At 61.1% G+C, this 15,690-nt stretch carries 13 protein-coding genes; 10 read left to right on the forward strand and 3 right to left on the reverse strand.

Going from position 1 to position 15,690, the window contains the following annotated elements; translation table 11 throughout:
• The first annotated feature begins 149 nt into the window (after nt 1–149).
• The 10 genes from arcD (at nt 150) to ABTV29_RS16365 (ending at nt 9,715) form a co-directional block, all read left to right on the forward strand.
• Nucleotides 150–1,577 (forward strand): arginine-ornithine antiporter, encoded by a 1,428-nt coding sequence (gene arcD / locus ABTV29_RS16320; protein WP_433765438.1) that lies wholly within the window; start codon nt 150–152, stop codon nt 1,575–1,577.
• A gap of 31 nt (nt 1,578–1,608) precedes the next feature.
• Nucleotides 1,609–2,865, forward strand: coding sequence for an arginine deiminase (gene arcA, locus ABTV29_RS16325; RefSeq protein WP_433765439.1), 1,257 nt, complete (start codon nt 1,609–1,611; stop codon nt 2,863–2,865).
• Nucleotides 2,866–2,937: 72 nt separating this feature from the next.
• Nucleotides 2,938–3,948, forward strand: coding sequence for an ornithine carbamoyltransferase (locus ABTV29_RS16330; RefSeq protein WP_433765440.1), 1,011 nt, complete (start codon nt 2,938–2,940; stop codon nt 3,946–3,948).
• A gap of 154 nt (nt 3,949–4,102) precedes the next feature.
• Nucleotides 4,103–5,032, forward strand: coding sequence for a carbamate kinase (gene arcC, locus ABTV29_RS16335; RefSeq protein ID WP_433765442.1), 930 nt, complete (start codon nt 4,103–4,105; stop codon nt 5,030–5,032).
• Between the two features lie 62 nt (nt 5,033–5,094).
• Complete coding sequence (locus ABTV29_RS16340) at nt 5,095–5,457, forward strand: DUF5064 family protein (protein ID WP_433765444.1); 363 nt, start codon at nt 5,095–5,097, stop codon at nt 5,455–5,457.
• A 51-nt stretch (nt 5,458–5,508) separates the two neighbouring features.
• Nucleotides 5,509–6,087, forward strand: a complete 579-nt coding sequence (locus ABTV29_RS16345; protein WP_433765446.1) for a hypothetical protein — start codon at nt 5,509–5,511, stop codon at nt 6,085–6,087.
• 27 nt (nt 6,088–6,114) lie between these two features.
• Complete coding sequence (locus ABTV29_RS16350; RefSeq protein ID WP_433765448.1) at nt 6,115–6,786, forward strand: MarC family NAAT transporter; 672 nt, start codon at nt 6,115–6,117, stop codon at nt 6,784–6,786.
• 99 nt (nt 6,787–6,885) lie between these two features.
• On the forward strand, nt 6,886–7,140 hold the full coding sequence (locus ABTV29_RS16355) for a hypothetical protein (RefSeq protein WP_433765449.1): 255 nt from the start codon (nt 6,886–6,888) through the stop codon (nt 7,138–7,140).
• Between the two features lie 62 nt (nt 7,141–7,202).
• Complete coding sequence (locus ABTV29_RS16360; RefSeq protein WP_433765451.1) at nt 7,203–8,780, forward strand: DUF3300 domain-containing protein; 1,578 nt, start codon at nt 7,203–7,205, stop codon at nt 8,778–8,780.
• 26 nt (nt 8,781–8,806) lie between these two features.
• Nucleotides 8,807–9,715: a DUF2950 family protein gene (locus ABTV29_RS16365; protein ID WP_433765452.1), complete on the forward strand. Its 909-nt coding sequence runs from the start codon at nt 8,807–8,809 to the stop codon at nt 9,713–9,715.
• A gap of 112 nt (nt 9,716–9,827) precedes the next feature.
• Here the strand turns inward: ABTV29_RS16365 and ABTV29_RS16370 are convergent, their stop codons facing one another.
• From ABTV29_RS16370 to ABTV29_RS16380, 3 genes are all read right to left on the reverse strand, one after another.
• Nucleotides 9,828–12,716, reverse strand: coding sequence for an EAL domain-containing protein (locus ABTV29_RS16370; protein ID WP_433765454.1), 2,889 nt, complete (start codon nt 12,714–12,716; stop codon nt 9,828–9,830).
• A gap of 344 nt (nt 12,717–13,060) precedes the next feature.
• Entirely contained in the window at nt 13,061–13,909 is an 849-nt protein-coding gene (locus tag ABTV29_RS16375; protein WP_433765456.1) for an SDR family NAD(P)-dependent oxidoreductase, read from the reverse strand.
• Between the two features lie 78 nt (nt 13,910–13,987).
• A complete protein-coding gene (locus tag ABTV29_RS16380) occupies nt 13,988–15,433 on the reverse strand; it encodes a mechanosensitive ion channel domain-containing protein (protein ID WP_433765457.1) in 1,446 nt (481 codons plus the stop codon).
• Between the last annotated feature and the right edge of the window lie 257 nt (nt 15,434–15,690).

Raw genomic sequence — 15,690 nt, forward strand, 5'->3', positions numbered from 1 at the left:
AAAAGGCCTTTGCGGTTATCAATTGATTGGCCGAAATATCATGAGGCCTTCATTTAGCCCGCAGTTGTATGCCATTGATCCAGGTCAGTCGATTGAACAGCGAATGGAAATAGTCTGCTTTCTCTCTTCTCGCACAATGGAGTCAACCTATGTCTGAATCTCCCGGAAAGTTGCGATTGGGTGCACTTGTTGCGCTGGTTGTCGGTTCGATGATTGGCGGCGGGATCTTCTCGTTGCCGCAGAACATGGCCGCCAGCGCCGACGTGGGCGCGGTACTGATCGGGTGGGCAATCACCGCGGTCGGCATGCTGACCCTGGCCTTCGTGTTCCAGACCCTGGCCAATCGCAAGCCTGACCTGGATGGCGGGGTCTACGCCTACGCCAAGGCCGGTTTCGGCGACTACATGGGCTTCTCTTCGGCCTGGGGCTACTGGATCAGTGCCTGGCTGGGCAACGTCGGCTACTTCGTCCTGTTGTTCAGCACCCTGGGTTACTTCTTTCCGATCTTTGGCGAGGGCAATACCGTCGCGGCGATCATCGGCGCATCCGTGCTGCTGTGGGCCGTGCACTTGCTCGTGCTGCGGGGCATCAAGGAAGCCGCGTTCATCAACCTGGTGACGACGGTAGCGAAGATTGTGCCGCTGCTGCTGTTCGCCCTGATCGCGTTGTTCGCCTTCAAACTGGAGATTTTCACCGCCGACATCTGGGGCGTGAAAAACCCGGACCTGGGCAGCGTGATGAACCAGGTCCGCAAGATGATGCTGGTCACCGTATGGGTGTTCATCGGCATCGAAGGCGCGAGCATTTTCTCGGCGCGGGCGGAGAAACGCAGCGACGTCGGCCGGGCCACCGTGATCGGCTTCATCACCGTGCTGCTGTTCCTGGTGCTGATCAACGTGCTGTCGCTGGGCATCATGACCCAGCCGGAACTGGCCAAACTGCAGAACCCGTCGATGGCTGCGGTGCTCAAGCATGTGGTGGGTGACTGGGGTGCGGTCCTGATCAGCGTCGGCCTGATCATCTCCCTGCTCGGTGCGCTGCTGTCGTGGGTATTGCTCTGTGCGGAGATCATGTTCGCTGCCGCCAAGGACCACACAATGCCGGCGTTCCTGCGCAAGGAAAACGCCAATCACGTACCGGTTAACGCCTTGTGGCTGACCAACGCGATGGTCCAGCTGTTCCTGATCATCACGCTGTTTTCGGCCAGTACCTACCTGTCGCTGATCTACCTCGCCACCTCGATGATCCTGGTGCCCTACCTGTGGTCCGCGGCCTATGCGCTGCTCCTGGCGGTGCGCGGCGAAACCTATGAGAACGCTGCGTCCGATCGCAGCAAAGACCTGCTGATCGGCGTTATCGCACTGATTTATGCGGTCTGGCTGATCTATGCCGGTGGCGTCAAATACCTGCTGCTGTCCGCCCTGCTCTATGCGCCCGGCGCGATCCTGTTCGCCAAGGCCAAGCTGGAACTCAAACAACCGGTATTCACCCACGTCGAGAAGCTGATTTTCGCCTTGGTGATCGTGGGCGCCCTGGTGGCGGCCTACGGTCTCTACGACGGCTTCCTGACCCTGTAACGACTGCTTTTTCATCTGGAGGAACACTGAAATGACCACGGAAAAAGTTAAGTACGGCGTTCATTCCGAAGCCGGCAAACTGCGCAAAGTCATGGTTTGCTCCCCAGGCCTCGCCCACCAGCGGCTGACCCCGAACAACTGCGATGAATTGCTGTTCGACGATGTGCTGTGGGTTGCCCAGGCCAAACGCGACCATTTCGATTTCGTCACCAAGATGCGTGAGCGCGGGATCGATGTGGTTGAAATGCACAACTTGCTGACGGACATCGTCGCCATCCCCGAAGCACTGGACTGGATTCTTTCACGCAAAATCACCCCCGATACTGTCGGGGTGGGCCTGATCAACGAAGTGGACTCCTGGCTGCGCACCCTGGAACCTCGCCATATCGCCGAGTTCCTGATCGGCGGCGTCTCCGGCGATGACCTGCCGGACGCTTTCGGCGGCAAGGCGATCCAGATGTTCCGCGACTTCCTCGGCAACTCCAGCTTCCTGCTGCCGCCTCTGCCCAACACCCAGTTCACCCGCGATACCACCTGCTGGATCTACGGCGGCGTGACGCTCAACCCGATGTACTGGCCGGCGCGCCGTCAGGAAACCCTGCTGACCACCGCCATCTATAAATTCCACCCGCAATTCACCAACGCCGACTTCCAGATCTGGTACGGCGACCCGGACAAGGATCACGGCGCTTCCACCCTTGAAGGCGGTGACGTGATGCCGATCGGCAACGGCGTGGTCCTGATCGGCATGGGCGAACGCTCGTCACGCCAGGCCATCGGCCAGCTGGCGATCAACCTGTTCAAGAACAAGGCCGTGGAGAAAGTGGTGGTTGCCGGCCTGCCCAAGTCCCGTGCGGCGATGCACCTGGACACCGTATTCAGTTTCTGCGACCGGGACCTGGTGACGATTTTCCCGGAAGTGGTCAACCAGATCGTCGGCTTCACCCTGCGCCCGGATGAGAGCAAACCAGGCGGCATCGACATTCGCCGCGAAGAAGGCCATTTCCTCGACGTCGTGGCCAAGGCCCTCAACCTCAAAGAGCTGCGCGTCGTACAAACCGGCGGTAACGCCTTCGCAGCCGAACGCGAACAGTGGGACGACGGCAACAACGTGGTGGCAGTGGAACCTGGCGTGGTCATTGGCTATGACCGCAACACCTACACCAACACCCTGCTGCGCAAGGCCGGCGTGGAGGTCATCACCATCAGCGCCGGCGAACTGGGGCGCGGGCGTGGCGGCGGCCACTGCATGACCTGCCCGATCATCCGCGACCCGATCGACTACTAACCCAATGTCCCTGGCCGACACTGCCACGGCAGGCTCGGCCAGGGGGATAACCGATACCTTAGGAGATCCGAAATGGCGTTCAATATTCATAACCGCAATCTGCTGAGCCTGGAACACCACACCACTCGCGAATTGCGCTATCTGCTCGACCTGTCGCGCGACCTCAAGCGCGCCAAATACACCGGCACCGAACAGCAGCACCTCAAGGGCAACAACATCGCGCTGATCTTCGAAAAGACCTCGACCCGTACCCGTTGCGCCTTCGAAGTGGCCGCCTATGACCAGGGCGCCAACGTCACCTACATCGACCCCAACTCCTCGCAGATCGGCCACAAGGAAAGCATGAAGGACACCGCCCGCGTGCTCGGGCGCATGTACGATGCCATCGAGTATCGCGGCTTCAAGCAGGAAATCGTCGAGGAACTGGCCAAGTTCGCCGGCGTCCCGGTGTTCAACGGCCTGACCGATGAATACCACCCGACGCAAATGATCGCCGACGTGCTGACCATGCGCGAAAACTCCGATAAACCGCTGCACGACATCAGCTATGCCTACCTGGGCGATGCCCGCAACAACATGGGCAACTCGCTGCTGCTGATCGGCGCCAAGCTCGGCATGGACGTGCGCATCTGTGCGCCAAAGGCACTGTGGCCAACCGACGACCTGGTGGCACGTTGCAAAAAATACGCTGAAGAAAGCGGCGCCCGCATCACCCTCACCGAAGATCCGAAAGCCGCCGTCAAGGGCGTGGATTTCATCCACACCGACGTCTGGGTATCGATGGGTGAACCGGTGGAAGCCTGGGCCGAACGTATCCAGCAATTGCTGCCTTATCAGGTCAACGCCGAACTGATGAAAGCCACAGGCAACCCGCGCACCAAGTTCATGCACTGCCTGCCGGCGTTCCACAACAGCGAGACCAAGGTCGGCAAGCAGATTGCCGAGCAATATCCACACCTGAAGAACGGCATCGAAGTGACCGATGACGTGTTCGAGTCGCCAGCCTGCATCGCCTTCGAGCAAGCGGAAAACCGCATGCACACCATCAAGGCGATTCTGGTGTCGACTTTGGCTGACCTGTAACGAACGGATCCGGTCAATGTGGGAGCGAGCCTGCTCGCGATGACGCTGGTTCAGACAAACACTTTTGTCGTCTGTTGCACCGCAATCGCGAGCAGGCTCGCTCCTACAGAAGACCAGGGAGCCTGCGACTTCTCTGTTTAGAAGGACTTGCATCATGCGTATCGTCGTTGCTCTGGGCGGTAACGCCCTGCTTCGCCGGGGTGAGCCCATGACCGCTGACAACCAGCGCGCCAATATCCGGATCGCCACCGAACAGATCGCCAAGATCCATCCCGGCAACCAACTGGTCATCGCCCACGGCAATGGCCCCCAAGTCGGCCTGCTGTCGCTGCAGGCGGCAGCCTACACCTCGGTAACCCCCTACCCGCTGGACGTGCTCGGCGCCGAAACCGAAGGCATGATCGGCTACATCATCGAACAGGAACTGGGCAATCTGCTGGACTTCGAGGTGCCCTTTGCCACCCTGCTGACCCAGGTCGAAGTCGACGCCAACGACCCAGCGTTCAAGAACCCCACCAAACCCATCGGCCCGGTGTATTCCAAGGCTGATGCAGAAAAACTCGCCGCCGAAAAAGGCTGGGCGATTGCCCCGGACGGCGATAAATACCGGCGCGTGGTGGCCAGCCCCAAACCCAAGCGCATTTTCGAGATCCGCCCGATCAAGTGGTTGCTGGAAAAAAGCAGCATCGTGATCTGCGCCGGCGGTGGTGGCATTCCGACGATGTACACCTCCCCCGGCAAGCTCGAAGGCGTGGAAGCGGTCATCGACAAGGACCTGTGCTCGGCGCTGCTGGCCGAACAGCTGGAGGCCGATTTGCTGGTGATCGCCACCGACGTCAACGCGGCCTTCATCGACTTCGGCAAGCCGACCCAGAAAGCCATCGCCCAGGCTCACCCCGACGAACTCGAACGCCTGGGCTTCGCCGCCGGCTCCATGGGCCCCAAAGTTCAGGCAGCCAGCGAATTCGCCCGCCATACTGGAAGAGTCGCCGTGATCGGTTCGCTGTCGGACATCGAAGCGATCGTTCAAGGCAAGGCCGGCACCCGTGTGAGCACTGCTACCCCGGGTATCAGCTACCGATAAAACCAAGTTCCGGGCAGGCTCATCCCCTGCCCCGGAACACGGCAATCCAAAGGGGAAAGAAAATGGCCATGTTCGAGCCAGGTCATCTGCACATCGAGCGCCACGCGCTGAACGACAAAGATGTCAGCTACAACATTCATCTCGATTACGAAGTCACCCAGGACCCCAAACAAGGCAAGGGCATGCTGTTTCGGATGCACGGCAGCATCCAGGGCAAGGACCTCGACGAGAAGTTCTACCTGCCCAAGGAAGAGGCCTACAACTTCGCCAGCAATGTGACAAAGATCGCCGAGAAATACGGTATTCCGAAGGCGATGAGCAGCATCGGCTCAATGCACAAACACTATGACCTCATGTTCGAGGACGTCCGGGTGCAACTGAATATGCAGTCCGGGGATACGGTCAATATCGAGCACTTCGAGTGATTGCAGCGCCTTGCCAGGATTCGTGCTGTCCAACCAATAAATGGAACGCTTATGAAACCCATCCGCTCCCTCGCCTCTGCCGTTGCCCTCGCCTCTCTGCTTTCAACCGCCTGCCTCACGGCCCACGCAGCTGATATTCCCTTAGGCAGTCGCGCCATCGAAGGGCATATCGTGTCGCGGGTGTTGGCGGTCGATGCCGCGAACTATCAGGTCACCATTGAAGGCCCCGACAAGACTGAAGTGCCCATCCAGCTCACCAACCAGGCGAAAAACCTGCACAACCTGAAGGTCGGCGACACCGTCGATATCCAGGTGATCCGCTCGGTCGCCTATGTGCTGGACACCCAGGTCGGTGGCGCGCCGGGCGTGAGCAACGAAGCGATGACTGTGCGTTCGACCAAGGATAATCCCAACCCGGGCGGTGAAGCGGTGCGCCAGGTCAAGGTCACCTCGAAGATCACCAAGGTCGACCTGAAAACCCACGAAGTGACCCTGATGCCTCCCGAGGGGAAACTCAAAGTGGTGAAAGTCGAGGACCCACAGCTTCAGGAGCGCATGAAAAACCTCAAGGTCGGGCAGACGGTCGACGCCGTCTATACCGAAGTGCTGAAGGTCCAGACTTCACGCTAGGCCGCGAATAAAGGACCCGGGCTCGATATGACAGATTTGCTCAATGCTATCGGGCTCGGGTTGCTGGCACTGCTGCCGTTGACCAACCCGCCGACCACAGTGGCGCTGTTTCTCGCCCTGAGCAAAGGGCTGAGTCAAAAGGAAAAGAACACCCAGGCGTTCCTGACGTCCTTCTATGTCTTTCTGATCATGGCGGTCACCTACTACATCGGTGCCTTTGTCATGGATGCCTTCAACATCTCCATACCGGGCCTGCGCATGGCCGGTGGCGGGATTCTCGTCATCATGGGCTTGAAGATGCTGTTTCCACCGCCACCCCAGCCCGCGGCCTCCGGCAGCGCAGCGGAACAACCGACATTTGCCTTTATCCCGCTGGCCATGCCGAGCACGGCCGGGCCTGGCACCATCGCGATGATCATCAGTTCCGCCGCCACCATCAAAAACAGTACGTTGTTTCCCCCGTGGGTCCTGCTGGTAGCCCCACCGCTGATCTTCCTGGTGACCGCGCTGATCCTCTGGGTATGCCTGCGTTGCTCGGGATGGATCATGAAAATCATGGGCCAGTCGGGCATTGAAGCCATATCGCGCCTGATGGGTTTTTTGCTGGTGTGCATGGGCGCTCAATTCGCAATTAATGGCTCGGTGGAAATCCTGCAAACCCTCATCGACCACAACGCGCACCTGCTGCGTCCGCAGTAGTTTTTTTCTTTCGCGGCGGGGATGAATGGCCGGTCTTTACCCGGCAGAGAACCTGAAAATCAGCTGTACTGAAATTCCGGGTTCATGGGAGAACGAATCATGAAAATGCCAAGGATGTATGGCTGGTTGGCGATGATTTTTCTGCTGGTGGTGAACGGCGCAGCGTGGGCCGCCACCGAGCGCTCCGAAAAGCGCCGGGCCGCGCGCGATACCCGGCAGGAAACCCGTCAGGATGCACGCCAGACGAAGCAGGACTGTCGAGCGGCCGACGCCAAGAGCAACCCCGAATGCCGGCAGGATAAACGAGAGACCCGCCGGGAAGGACGTCGCAAGGCCAGGGATATCAAGTACTGAATATTGATATTCGGGTTTTGCATCCGATCTGTGGAAATTGATCGATAGATATGGAGAGCACGATGCGCATTCCATTGCTTTACGCGGTGTCGGTCGTAGCGTTGATAAACGGTTATACCTGCCTGGCGCAGGCAGAGGATGCTCCTGCCGCAGCGCCTGCACCGGCGGCTACCCCTGCCACCACCGCAGCGGCACCCGCCGCGGCGCTGCCCAAGGACCCGGTATTCACCCAGGAGCAGCTGGATCAGATGCTGGCGCCCATCGCGCTATATCCCGACCCGCTGTTGGCACAGCTGCTGATGGCCAGTACCTATCCCGGGGAAGTCGCCGAAGCCGTCACCTGGTCCAAGGCCAATCCCAAGGCCACGGGTGATGACGCGGTCAAAAAGGTCGCGAACCAGCCCTGGGACCCAAGCGTCCAGTCGCTGGTGGCCTTTCCGCAGGTACTGGCGACCCTGGGCCAGGATCCGGTCTGGGTCCAGCGCCTGGGTGATGCCTTCCTGGCCCAGCCCGACGATGTAATGGGCGCCGTGCAACGCCTGCGGCATCAGGCCCAGGCCGCCGGCAACCTGCAGAGCAACCAGTATCAAAATGTCACGGTGCAGAATATAACGCCGTCGGCACCGGCTCCCGCAGCTGAATCCACCACGTCCTCAGCCCCTGCCCCGGCCAGCAGCTCTTCCACCATCGTCATCCAGCCCGCCGATCCGCAGGTGGTGTACGTGCCCACCTATAACCCGACGACCACCTACGGCACCTGGGCCTATCCGGCTTCGCCCCCGGTCTACTACCCGCCGCCGCCCGCCTATTACCCGGGGCAGGCGTTGCTGGCCGGGCTGGCGTTCGGGACCGGCGTGGCGATCATCGGCTCGTTGTGGGGCGACTGTGACTGGGGCAACAACGACGTCGACATCGACGTCAATCGCTACAACAACATCAATCGCAACAACCAGATCAACAACGGCAAGTGGCAGCACAACGCCGTACACCGCGATGGCGTGCCCTACCGCGACAACCGCAGCCGTCAGGAGTTCGGCCGCCAACTCAATGGTGCCGAACAACGCCAGGCCTTTCGCGGCGACAACGCCCAGCGCGCCCAGGCCCGTGACAAGGCCCGTGGCGCCATGGACCGCAGCGGTTTCGAGAGACCGGCCACCAGCAACCGCGAGGCCCGTCAACAGGCGCGGCAGGCGCAGTCCGGAATGTCCGACCGCAACCGGCTGCAAGGTGGCACAGACAGACCGCGGGCGGCTGACAGAGGCCAGGGCCTGGACAGAAACCAGATCGCCAACAGAAACCAGGGTGGCGAAAGAAATCAGATTGCCAACAGAGACCAGGGCGGCAACAGAAACATTCGCGACAACCAGCAGCCCCGCAGACAGGACGCCCAAGTGAATCAGCGCCGGCAGGACAGCACCCAGGCGCGTCAGAACTTCCAGAAGCGACCGACCGCCAGCCCCGGCAGTGCCCGCAACAATGCATTCGCCGGTGTGCGCTCTCCGTCTCAATCCAATGCACAAGCCATGCGTGGCCGGGCTAGCCAGGCTTCCGCCCAGCGTCCCAGTGGCATGCGTTCCGGAGGCCAGCATGTCAGCAGGCCCTCCGCTCCAATGCGTTCGAGAGGGGGGGGCCGCCGGTGAACAATTCACGTCGAGTCAAAGTGTTCATGAAGCGGCTTGCGCCCGCCCTGGCGATCAGCGCAAGTCTTTTGTGGTCGGGCATCGCGATGGCGCAGGAGGCTTTTTCCACCCCGGAAAAGGCCGCCGAAGCCTTCGTCAAGGCACTGGGCACCGAGCACGCCGATCAGGCGCGCCTGACCGAGCTGCTGGGTGAGAACTGGCGCAGCGTGATTCCCCGCGAAGGCGTGCAGCGCGAGGATGTGGATGCGTTTTTGAAGCAGTACCACGAGCAGCACCAGATCGAAAAACCCAGTGATCGCAAGGCCATCCTCGCGGTCGGGAATGCCAACTGGACAATGCCCATCCCCATGGTCAAGGACAAGAACGGCTGGCGCTTCGATATGAAGGCCGGCGCCGTTGAAATCCGTGCCCGCCGGATCGGCCGCAACGAACTGTCCACGGTGCAATCGGTGCTGGCCTATCACGACGCCCAGATGGACTACGCGTCGCAGGACCGTGACGGTGATGGCGCGCTCGAATACGCGCAGAAAATCTTCAGCACCCCCGGCGAGCACGATGGGCTCTATTGGGCGGACGACGACACAGGACAGATCAGCCCGTTGGGCCCCATGTTCGGCAACGCCTCAACCCTTGAAGACTGGCATGGCTACCACTTTCGCATTCTCAAGGGACAAGGCCCCTCCGCACCGGGCGGCGCCTACAGCTACCTGATCGGCGACAAGATGAGCCGCGGCTTCGCGCTGATCGCCTGGCCGGCGAAATACGATGACACCGGGGTCATGAGTTTCATGATCAGCTACGACGGCCAGGTGTTCGAGAAAGACCTGGGGCCCGACAGCGAGAAAATAGCGCTGTCGATGAAGCTGTTCGATCCGGATGACAGCTGGAAGGAAGTGCCCACCGATCAAAGCACGGAACAAGCGTCCTCCCTGTAGGAGCGAGCTTGCTCGCGATGGAACCAGGAACACCGTGGGGCATCAGGTGCCCATCGTTATCGTTGACGTCCATCGCGAGCAGGCTCGCTCCCACAGGAGGGGGCTCCGCGTTTCACAGCAAAGAGCTGGCCAGCAACGCTTCCAGCCCCATCGGCTTGGCGAAGTAGTAACCCTGGGCCTGTCCGGCGCCCATTTCGCGCAGCAGGTTCACTGTCTCTTCATCCTCGACCCCTTCGGCCACCACGCTGAGGTCCAGCGACTCGGCCATCCGCACGATGGCCCGGACGATTGCGCGGCTGCGAGGGCTGCTGGTCAGTTCGAGGATGAACGACTTGTCGATCTTCAAGCCGCTGAACCGGTATTGGTGCACATAGCTCAGGGATGAGAACCCCGCGCCGAAATCATCGAGCACCACCGACATGCCGTTGTCGGCCAACTGCTGCATGGTCAGGCGGGCAATGGCCGGCTCGGCCACCAGCGCACCTTCGGTCAGTTCCAGGCAGATCCGCGACGGCTCGACCCCGTGCCGCGCCAGCAGCGCCAGCACTTCGCCGGCGAATTCCGGGCGGGCCATGCTGTAGCTGGAGCAATTGACGTGCACCGCCGGCCAGTTGGCGTGCTCGGGCTGCGCGAGGATCACCGCGATGCGGGTGAGCATGTAAAGGTCCAGTCGTCCGATCAGGCGCAGGCCCTCGACGTCCGGCAAGAACTCGCCCGGGGCAATCACCCGGCCGCCCGGCTGATGCCAGCGAATCAAGGCTTCGAGGGCCAACAGTTCGCCGGTTTCGACGCTGACGATCGGCTGGAAATACGGCAGCAATTCGTCCGTGCGCTTGAGCGCGTTGCGCAGCGCCCCTTCCCGCTCGACCTGGTCGGAAACTTCACGGCGCACTTCCTGGTTGAACACCGCGTAGCTGTCGCGCCCGGCGCTCTTGACCCGGTACATCGCCGCATCGGCATCGCGCAGCAAGTCGGCCGGCTCGTTATGGAACTGACTGTCGGCACTGACGATGCCGATGCTGCAGGAGGAAAACACCTGATGGCCATTGATGAAAAACGGCAGGTCGAACGCCGCCAGGATCCGCTCGCCGATTTCGATCAGCGTGTCCATCGTGGCCTCGGGCGCCAGCACTGAAAACTCATCACCGCCCAAGCGCGCCAGCATGTCGGTTTCTCGCAGGCAACTGCGCAAGCGGTGGGCGACGTGCATCAACAGCAGGTCGCCAAAATGATGACCGAAACTGTCGTTGACCATCTTGAAGCGGTCCAGGTCGATGAACATCACCGCCAGTTGCCCGCCTTCGCTTTCGAACCGCGACCAGGCCAGGTTGAGGCGCTGTTGCAGGTAGGTGCGATTGGCCAGCCCGGTCAGCGCATCGTGGGAGTTTTCGTGTTGCAGCTTGGCATTGGCATGGTCGAGCTCGCGGGTGCGGTTCTGCACCCGGGCCTCCAGCTTGAGATTGGCGGCATGAATGGCTTCGGCGGCGGTACGTCGCGACAATGCGGTATCGATGTGCCGTGACACGAACGTCAGCAGTTCCTGGTCACGCTGGCTGTAGCTCACCTGCGAGGTATAGCTTTGCACGGCCAGCACGCCCCGCACCCCGTCGCCATCGAACAGGGGAATGCCCAGCCAGGAATAGGAGCGCACCGCCTCGTCGATTTCGATTTCACCCCGGTCGGACAGGCGGTCGGCCTCATCGAAATCGATCAGGCAGGGGCGACGCTGGCGGATCACATACTCGGTCAGGCCTCGTCGCCCCCGTCGCGCCGCCGGGCAGACGGTCTGCCGCTCATCGACGTAATAGGGAAAGGTCACTTCGCCGGTCGCGTCTTCGAACATCGCGATGTAGAAGTTCTGTGCGAACAGCAGGTCACCGACAATGCCATGCAGGGTTTGAAAAAACTCGGTCATGTCCACCGGCTGGCTCGACAGCTCGGCAATCTGGAACAACGCGCTCTGCAGGTGCTCGGCGCGCTCGCGCTCGGCCACTTCCTGGCGCAGGGCGTCGTTGACCGCCGACAGTTCCAGGGTGCGGCGCATCACCGTCTGTTCCAGGTCCTCACGGTGCAGAATCCGGTCCAGAGCCATGGCCACGTGGCGGGCGACCACCAGGAACAACGCGCGGTCTTCAGCGCTGTAGGTGCGAGACACCTCGTAGACTTGCATGGCGAGCATGCCAAACACCTCATCGGAGGCATTTTTCAACGGCGCGCCCATCCAGAACTCGGGACGATCACCCACGCAGTAAAAACGGCCCTCGGCCTGGGCTGCGAGAATGCCGGCCGAATCGATCAGCAACGGCTGGCCGGAAGTCAGCACCTGGCCGGTCAGCGACAGGCGCTTGGGGTCAAGGTATTCGTAGTTAGAGGACTCCAGGGCATCGACGTCAATTTTGTCGACGTAATACGGGTAGTCGATTTTGTGGGTATGCGGGTCATACAGCGCGAGGTAGAAGTTCTCCGCGTCGATCAGGCTGGCCAGCAACTGATGCACGCCGACAAGAAAGACCGAGCGGTCGCGGGTCGAGCTGGCCAGGTAGGTGATTTCATACAGCACCCGCTGGGTGATCTGCGCGCGGGCCAGGGTATTGGTCTGGACCTGAATGCCCAGGCGCTGGGCAAAATCGGCAAGCGCCGGCTGCGCGTCATTGTCGAGGGGCGCGAGCAGCCAGCCGAGCACACTTTCGCCTTTACCGGTCGGCCAGCGCTGCAAGCGCCGGGTCCGGCAAAAGGCTTCGAATTCTTCATTGGAAACGCTGGAGGGCCACTGCTCCCGTGGATCGCCCTGCCCGACCAGATACATTTGCTCACCGGCGCGGTAAACGGCCCACGCCGTTGTGTGGGGCCAGTTTCGCGCTGAATCCAGCAGATGTTCGATCATGTCGTCGTTGCCGGCGTACGCCACCGCGGCAGTCTCCGAATTCCCTATCAGTTGAGATGCGACAAGGTCGCAGTCGTTCGATTGCCGCGGCGAGCCGGTCAATTGACGAAAACTCATCAGCGCTCCATGAGCCAGAAACTGGCAAAACTCTCTTACTGATTACTAGCAAAGTGCCGGTGTGTTTCTCCTTTATAGCTTATGAGATCTTTTTTCAATCATTTTATTTCTGCAGGAGAGAGCTGGTTCACACCCAGGCTGGGCACGCGTGCCTTGTAATGATCGTTCCCACGCTCTGCGTGGGAATGCCTCTACGGACGCTCTGCGTTCGGCTTTGGACTCTGGGACGCGGAGCGTCCCGGGCTGCATTCCCACGCGGAGGGTGGGCACGATCAAATTCAGGCCGCCAGCGTCATCGTGACGTCCATCGCGAGCAGGCTCGCTCCCACAGGGACGGGTGTTGTTCATTTGCCCTGCACGAAGGCTTCGAACGCGTCGCCGTAATCGGCATGCCAGCGTGAGAGCGGCGGACGGTTTTCCACGAGATCGCCCGCGGCCCACAGGATCCGGCGTTCATCGAGCGCCCGGGGCACGTCGTTGTCCGGGCAGAGGATGTAAAAATCGCCGGCCTCCATGCGCTCCAGCATGAAGTCGACGGTCTGCTCCGAGGTCCAGGCCCCGGCGGGTTTGTCCTTGCGCCCCTGGGCCGCCAACTCGGTGAAGACAAAGCCCGGGATCAGCAAATGGGCATTGATGGCGCAGCCGGGGGTATTGCGCAATTGGTGTTGCAGCGACTCGCTGAACACTTTCACCCCGGCCTTCGACACGTTGTAAGCCGGGTTGCCCGGTGGCGTGGTAATGCCCTGCTTGGAACCGGTGATGATCACCAGCCCAGGGCGCCCCTGCTCGATCATTCCCGGAACGAAGGCCTGGGTGCTGCGGATGACGCCCCACAGATTGACCTCGATCATCTGCTGCCAGTTGGCGCCGTCGAGCGTCGTGGTCGCCGGCTGAATCCCGGCATTGCTCATCAGCACGTCGACTGAGCCGAAACGCTCCAGCACCGTTTTGCGCAAACTGGCCAGGTCAGTGTCGCGACTGACGTCGGCTTCGAGCGCCAGTACATCTTCGGCGCCCGCCAGGGCCTGTTCGGCGATCTCCTCGGCGGCATTCAGCAGCTTCTGCGCACCCAGATCGGCGATGCACACACGCATGCCCATGGCGGCGAAGCGTTTGGCGGTGGCCAGCCCGATGCCGGCGGCACCTCCGGTGATGACGGCCACGGCACCGGGTTTGAGCACGGGATGGGACATGGTGGGACTCCTCGATTACCTGAGTTTTTGATCGCTGTTCATTCCAGACACGCAGATGCATTCAAGGGTTCGAAGCAATCACGCCCGCCTGCGCAGCCATTGCAGGAAGCCTTTCTTCTCGATGGCTTTGGGCTCCTCCTGCAGCAATGTCTGGGAGATTTGCAAGCGGAATTCCACCAACGCCTTCATTGCTTCACTGATGTCATGGCGGGCTTCCACACAGGGCCGGAAGTACTCCTTCTCGATCCGGTACAGATAACAGAACGTCAGGGCGGCGAAATCCGCCGGCAATGCCTTGCCCGAAACAATCCCGGCTTCGCCGATGACTTCCCCCGGCCCCATGCGTCCGGCTTCGAACTTGACGCCTCCGCGGCTCAAGGCCACCGTCACCACGCCCGATTCAATGATGTACAAGTGCTCACTGATCTCCCCGCCCGGCAGGATCATTTCCCCGGGCTGGAACGCCTGGCGGGTCATGTTCTGGCTGACTTTGTCCTTCTCTTCGTCACTCAAGGTCGTGGAAAAAATGCTCGAGTGGTCCAGCAACGCCCGTGCCCGCGAATGCCGCACCGGCTCGTTGGTCTCGACCGTCGACAACCAGTTGATACCGGCTGCCAGCAAATGCCGGTACGCCAGGTCGAACAACTGATTGCGCACGGCGCGCTTCTGATCCATGGAAATCACGAAACCGCTGACTTCGTATTCCACCCCGCCGCTGCCGGTGCTCTTGATAGTGATCTTGGGCGCCGGTTTGGTCAGCAGGATGCGGCAGCCCTGCGCCGCCCGTTCCAGGGCATCGAACACTCGGTTGGGCCGAATATGGGGGCTGATCAGCAGGCTGATGGAAACGCCGAACATGTCGCTGGGGCGACTGAAGTTGGTGATCTTGGCCTTGGCCGCCATCGAGTTGGGGATGACGATCATGCTGCCCTGGGAGGTTTGCAGGAAGGTGGCCCGCCAGTCGATGTCGGTGACCCGGCCTTCGGTGCCGTCGATGGCGATCCAGTCATCGATCTGATAGGGCTTGGTGGTGTTGAGGACGATGCCGGAAAACACGTCGCTGAGGGTGCTTTGCAGGGCCAGGCCGACAATGATCGCCAGGGCACCGGACGTCGCCAGCACGCCCTTGACCGGCAGATTGAGCACGTAGGCCAGGGCGGCGATGACCGCGATCAAAAACAGCCCCGCGCCGAGCAAGTCCTGGATCAGGCGCCCGGTATGCCCGACGCGCTGCATCATCACCGCACCGATGATCACGGTCAGGGTACGCGCGCCGAACAGCCACCAGCCGATCTCCAGGGCCGTGGCCGCCATCTGCAGCGGCACGCTGTCGCCCGCGGGCGCCGGCTCCAGTGGGCTCAGGCCTTCGTTGAACAGCAGCAAACTGTACATCAGGAAAATGACCAGCCGCGCCAGCACCTTCCAGTTGTACTGTTTGGGACTGATCACACGCCACATCACCGTATCGATCAGGAGCAGGATCAGGGCGCCGATCAGGGGGCTTTCAGTGAACATGGACAGCATCAAGCACCTCCAGGCTAACCGCCGCCTGACGTCAAGAATCAAGCCAGTGAGTTCTCGCAATATCTGCCTTTGTAGGATAGCCAGCGGCGGCTGCCCCGTCCTTGCCGCCGGATTCAAGCCCGCCGGGGAACGTCTCGGCCGGACCAACGGTAATGCGCGCCATGGCAATGAGGCGATACTGGGCGATGCAGTATCAAAGACGGTGTTTGCCAGCAGGTTTACCAGTGGCTTGCGCGGCTTTGCGCGGGACCACTGAC

It is taken from the genome of Pseudomonas putida, from assembly GCF_050989985.1.
In the GTDB taxonomy this organism is placed as follows: Bacteria; Pseudomonadota; Gammaproteobacteria; order Pseudomonadales; family Pseudomonadaceae; genus Aquipseudomonas; species Aquipseudomonas putida_AI.

Excerpts from the sequence above, each read along its gene's own strand:
- ABTV29_RS16355 (WP_433765449.1), top strand. The coding sequence starts at position 6,886 with ATGAAAATGCCAAGGATGTATGGCTGGTTGGCGATGATTTTTCTGCTG.
- ABTV29_RS16330 (WP_433765440.1), top strand. The coding sequence starts at position 2,938 with ATGGCGTTCAATATTCATAACCGCAATCTGCTGAGCCTGGAACACCAC.
- ABTV29_RS16375 (WP_433765456.1), bottom strand. The coding sequence starts at position 13,909 with ATGTCCCATCCCGTGCTCAAACCCGGTGCCGTGGCCGTCATCACCGGA.
- ABTV29_RS16345 (WP_433765446.1), top strand. The coding sequence starts at position 5,509 with ATGAAACCCATCCGCTCCCTCGCCTCTGCCGTTGCCCTCGCCTCTCTG.
- arcA (WP_433765439.1), top strand. The coding sequence starts at position 1,609 with ATGACCACGGAAAAAGTTAAGTACGGCGTTCATTCCGAAGCCGGCAAA.
- arcD (WP_433765438.1), top strand. The coding sequence starts at position 150 with ATGTCTGAATCTCCCGGAAAGTTGCGATTGGGTGCACTTGTTGCGCTG.
- ABTV29_RS16340 (WP_433765444.1), top strand. The coding sequence starts at position 5,095 with ATGGCCATGTTCGAGCCAGGTCATCTGCACATCGAGCGCCACGCGCTG.
- ABTV29_RS16350 (WP_433765448.1), top strand. The coding sequence starts at position 6,115 with ATGACAGATTTGCTCAATGCTATCGGGCTCGGGTTGCTGGCACTGCTG.
- ABTV29_RS16370 (WP_433765454.1), bottom strand. The coding sequence starts at position 12,716 with ATGAGTTTTCGTCAATTGACCGGCTCGCCGCGGCAATCGAACGACTGC.
- ABTV29_RS16380 (WP_433765457.1), bottom strand. The coding sequence starts at position 15,433 with ATGCTGTCCATGTTCACTGAAAGCCCCCTGATCGGCGCCCTGATCCTG.
- ABTV29_RS16365 (WP_433765452.1), top strand. The coding sequence starts at position 8,807 with ATGAAGCGGCTTGCGCCCGCCCTGGCGATCAGCGCAAGTCTTTTGTGG.
- ABTV29_RS16360 (WP_433765451.1), top strand. The coding sequence starts at position 7,203 with ATGCGCATTCCATTGCTTTACGCGGTGTCGGTCGTAGCGTTGATAAAC.
- arcC (WP_433765442.1), top strand. The coding sequence starts at position 4,103 with ATGCGTATCGTCGTTGCTCTGGGCGGTAACGCCCTGCTTCGCCGGGGT.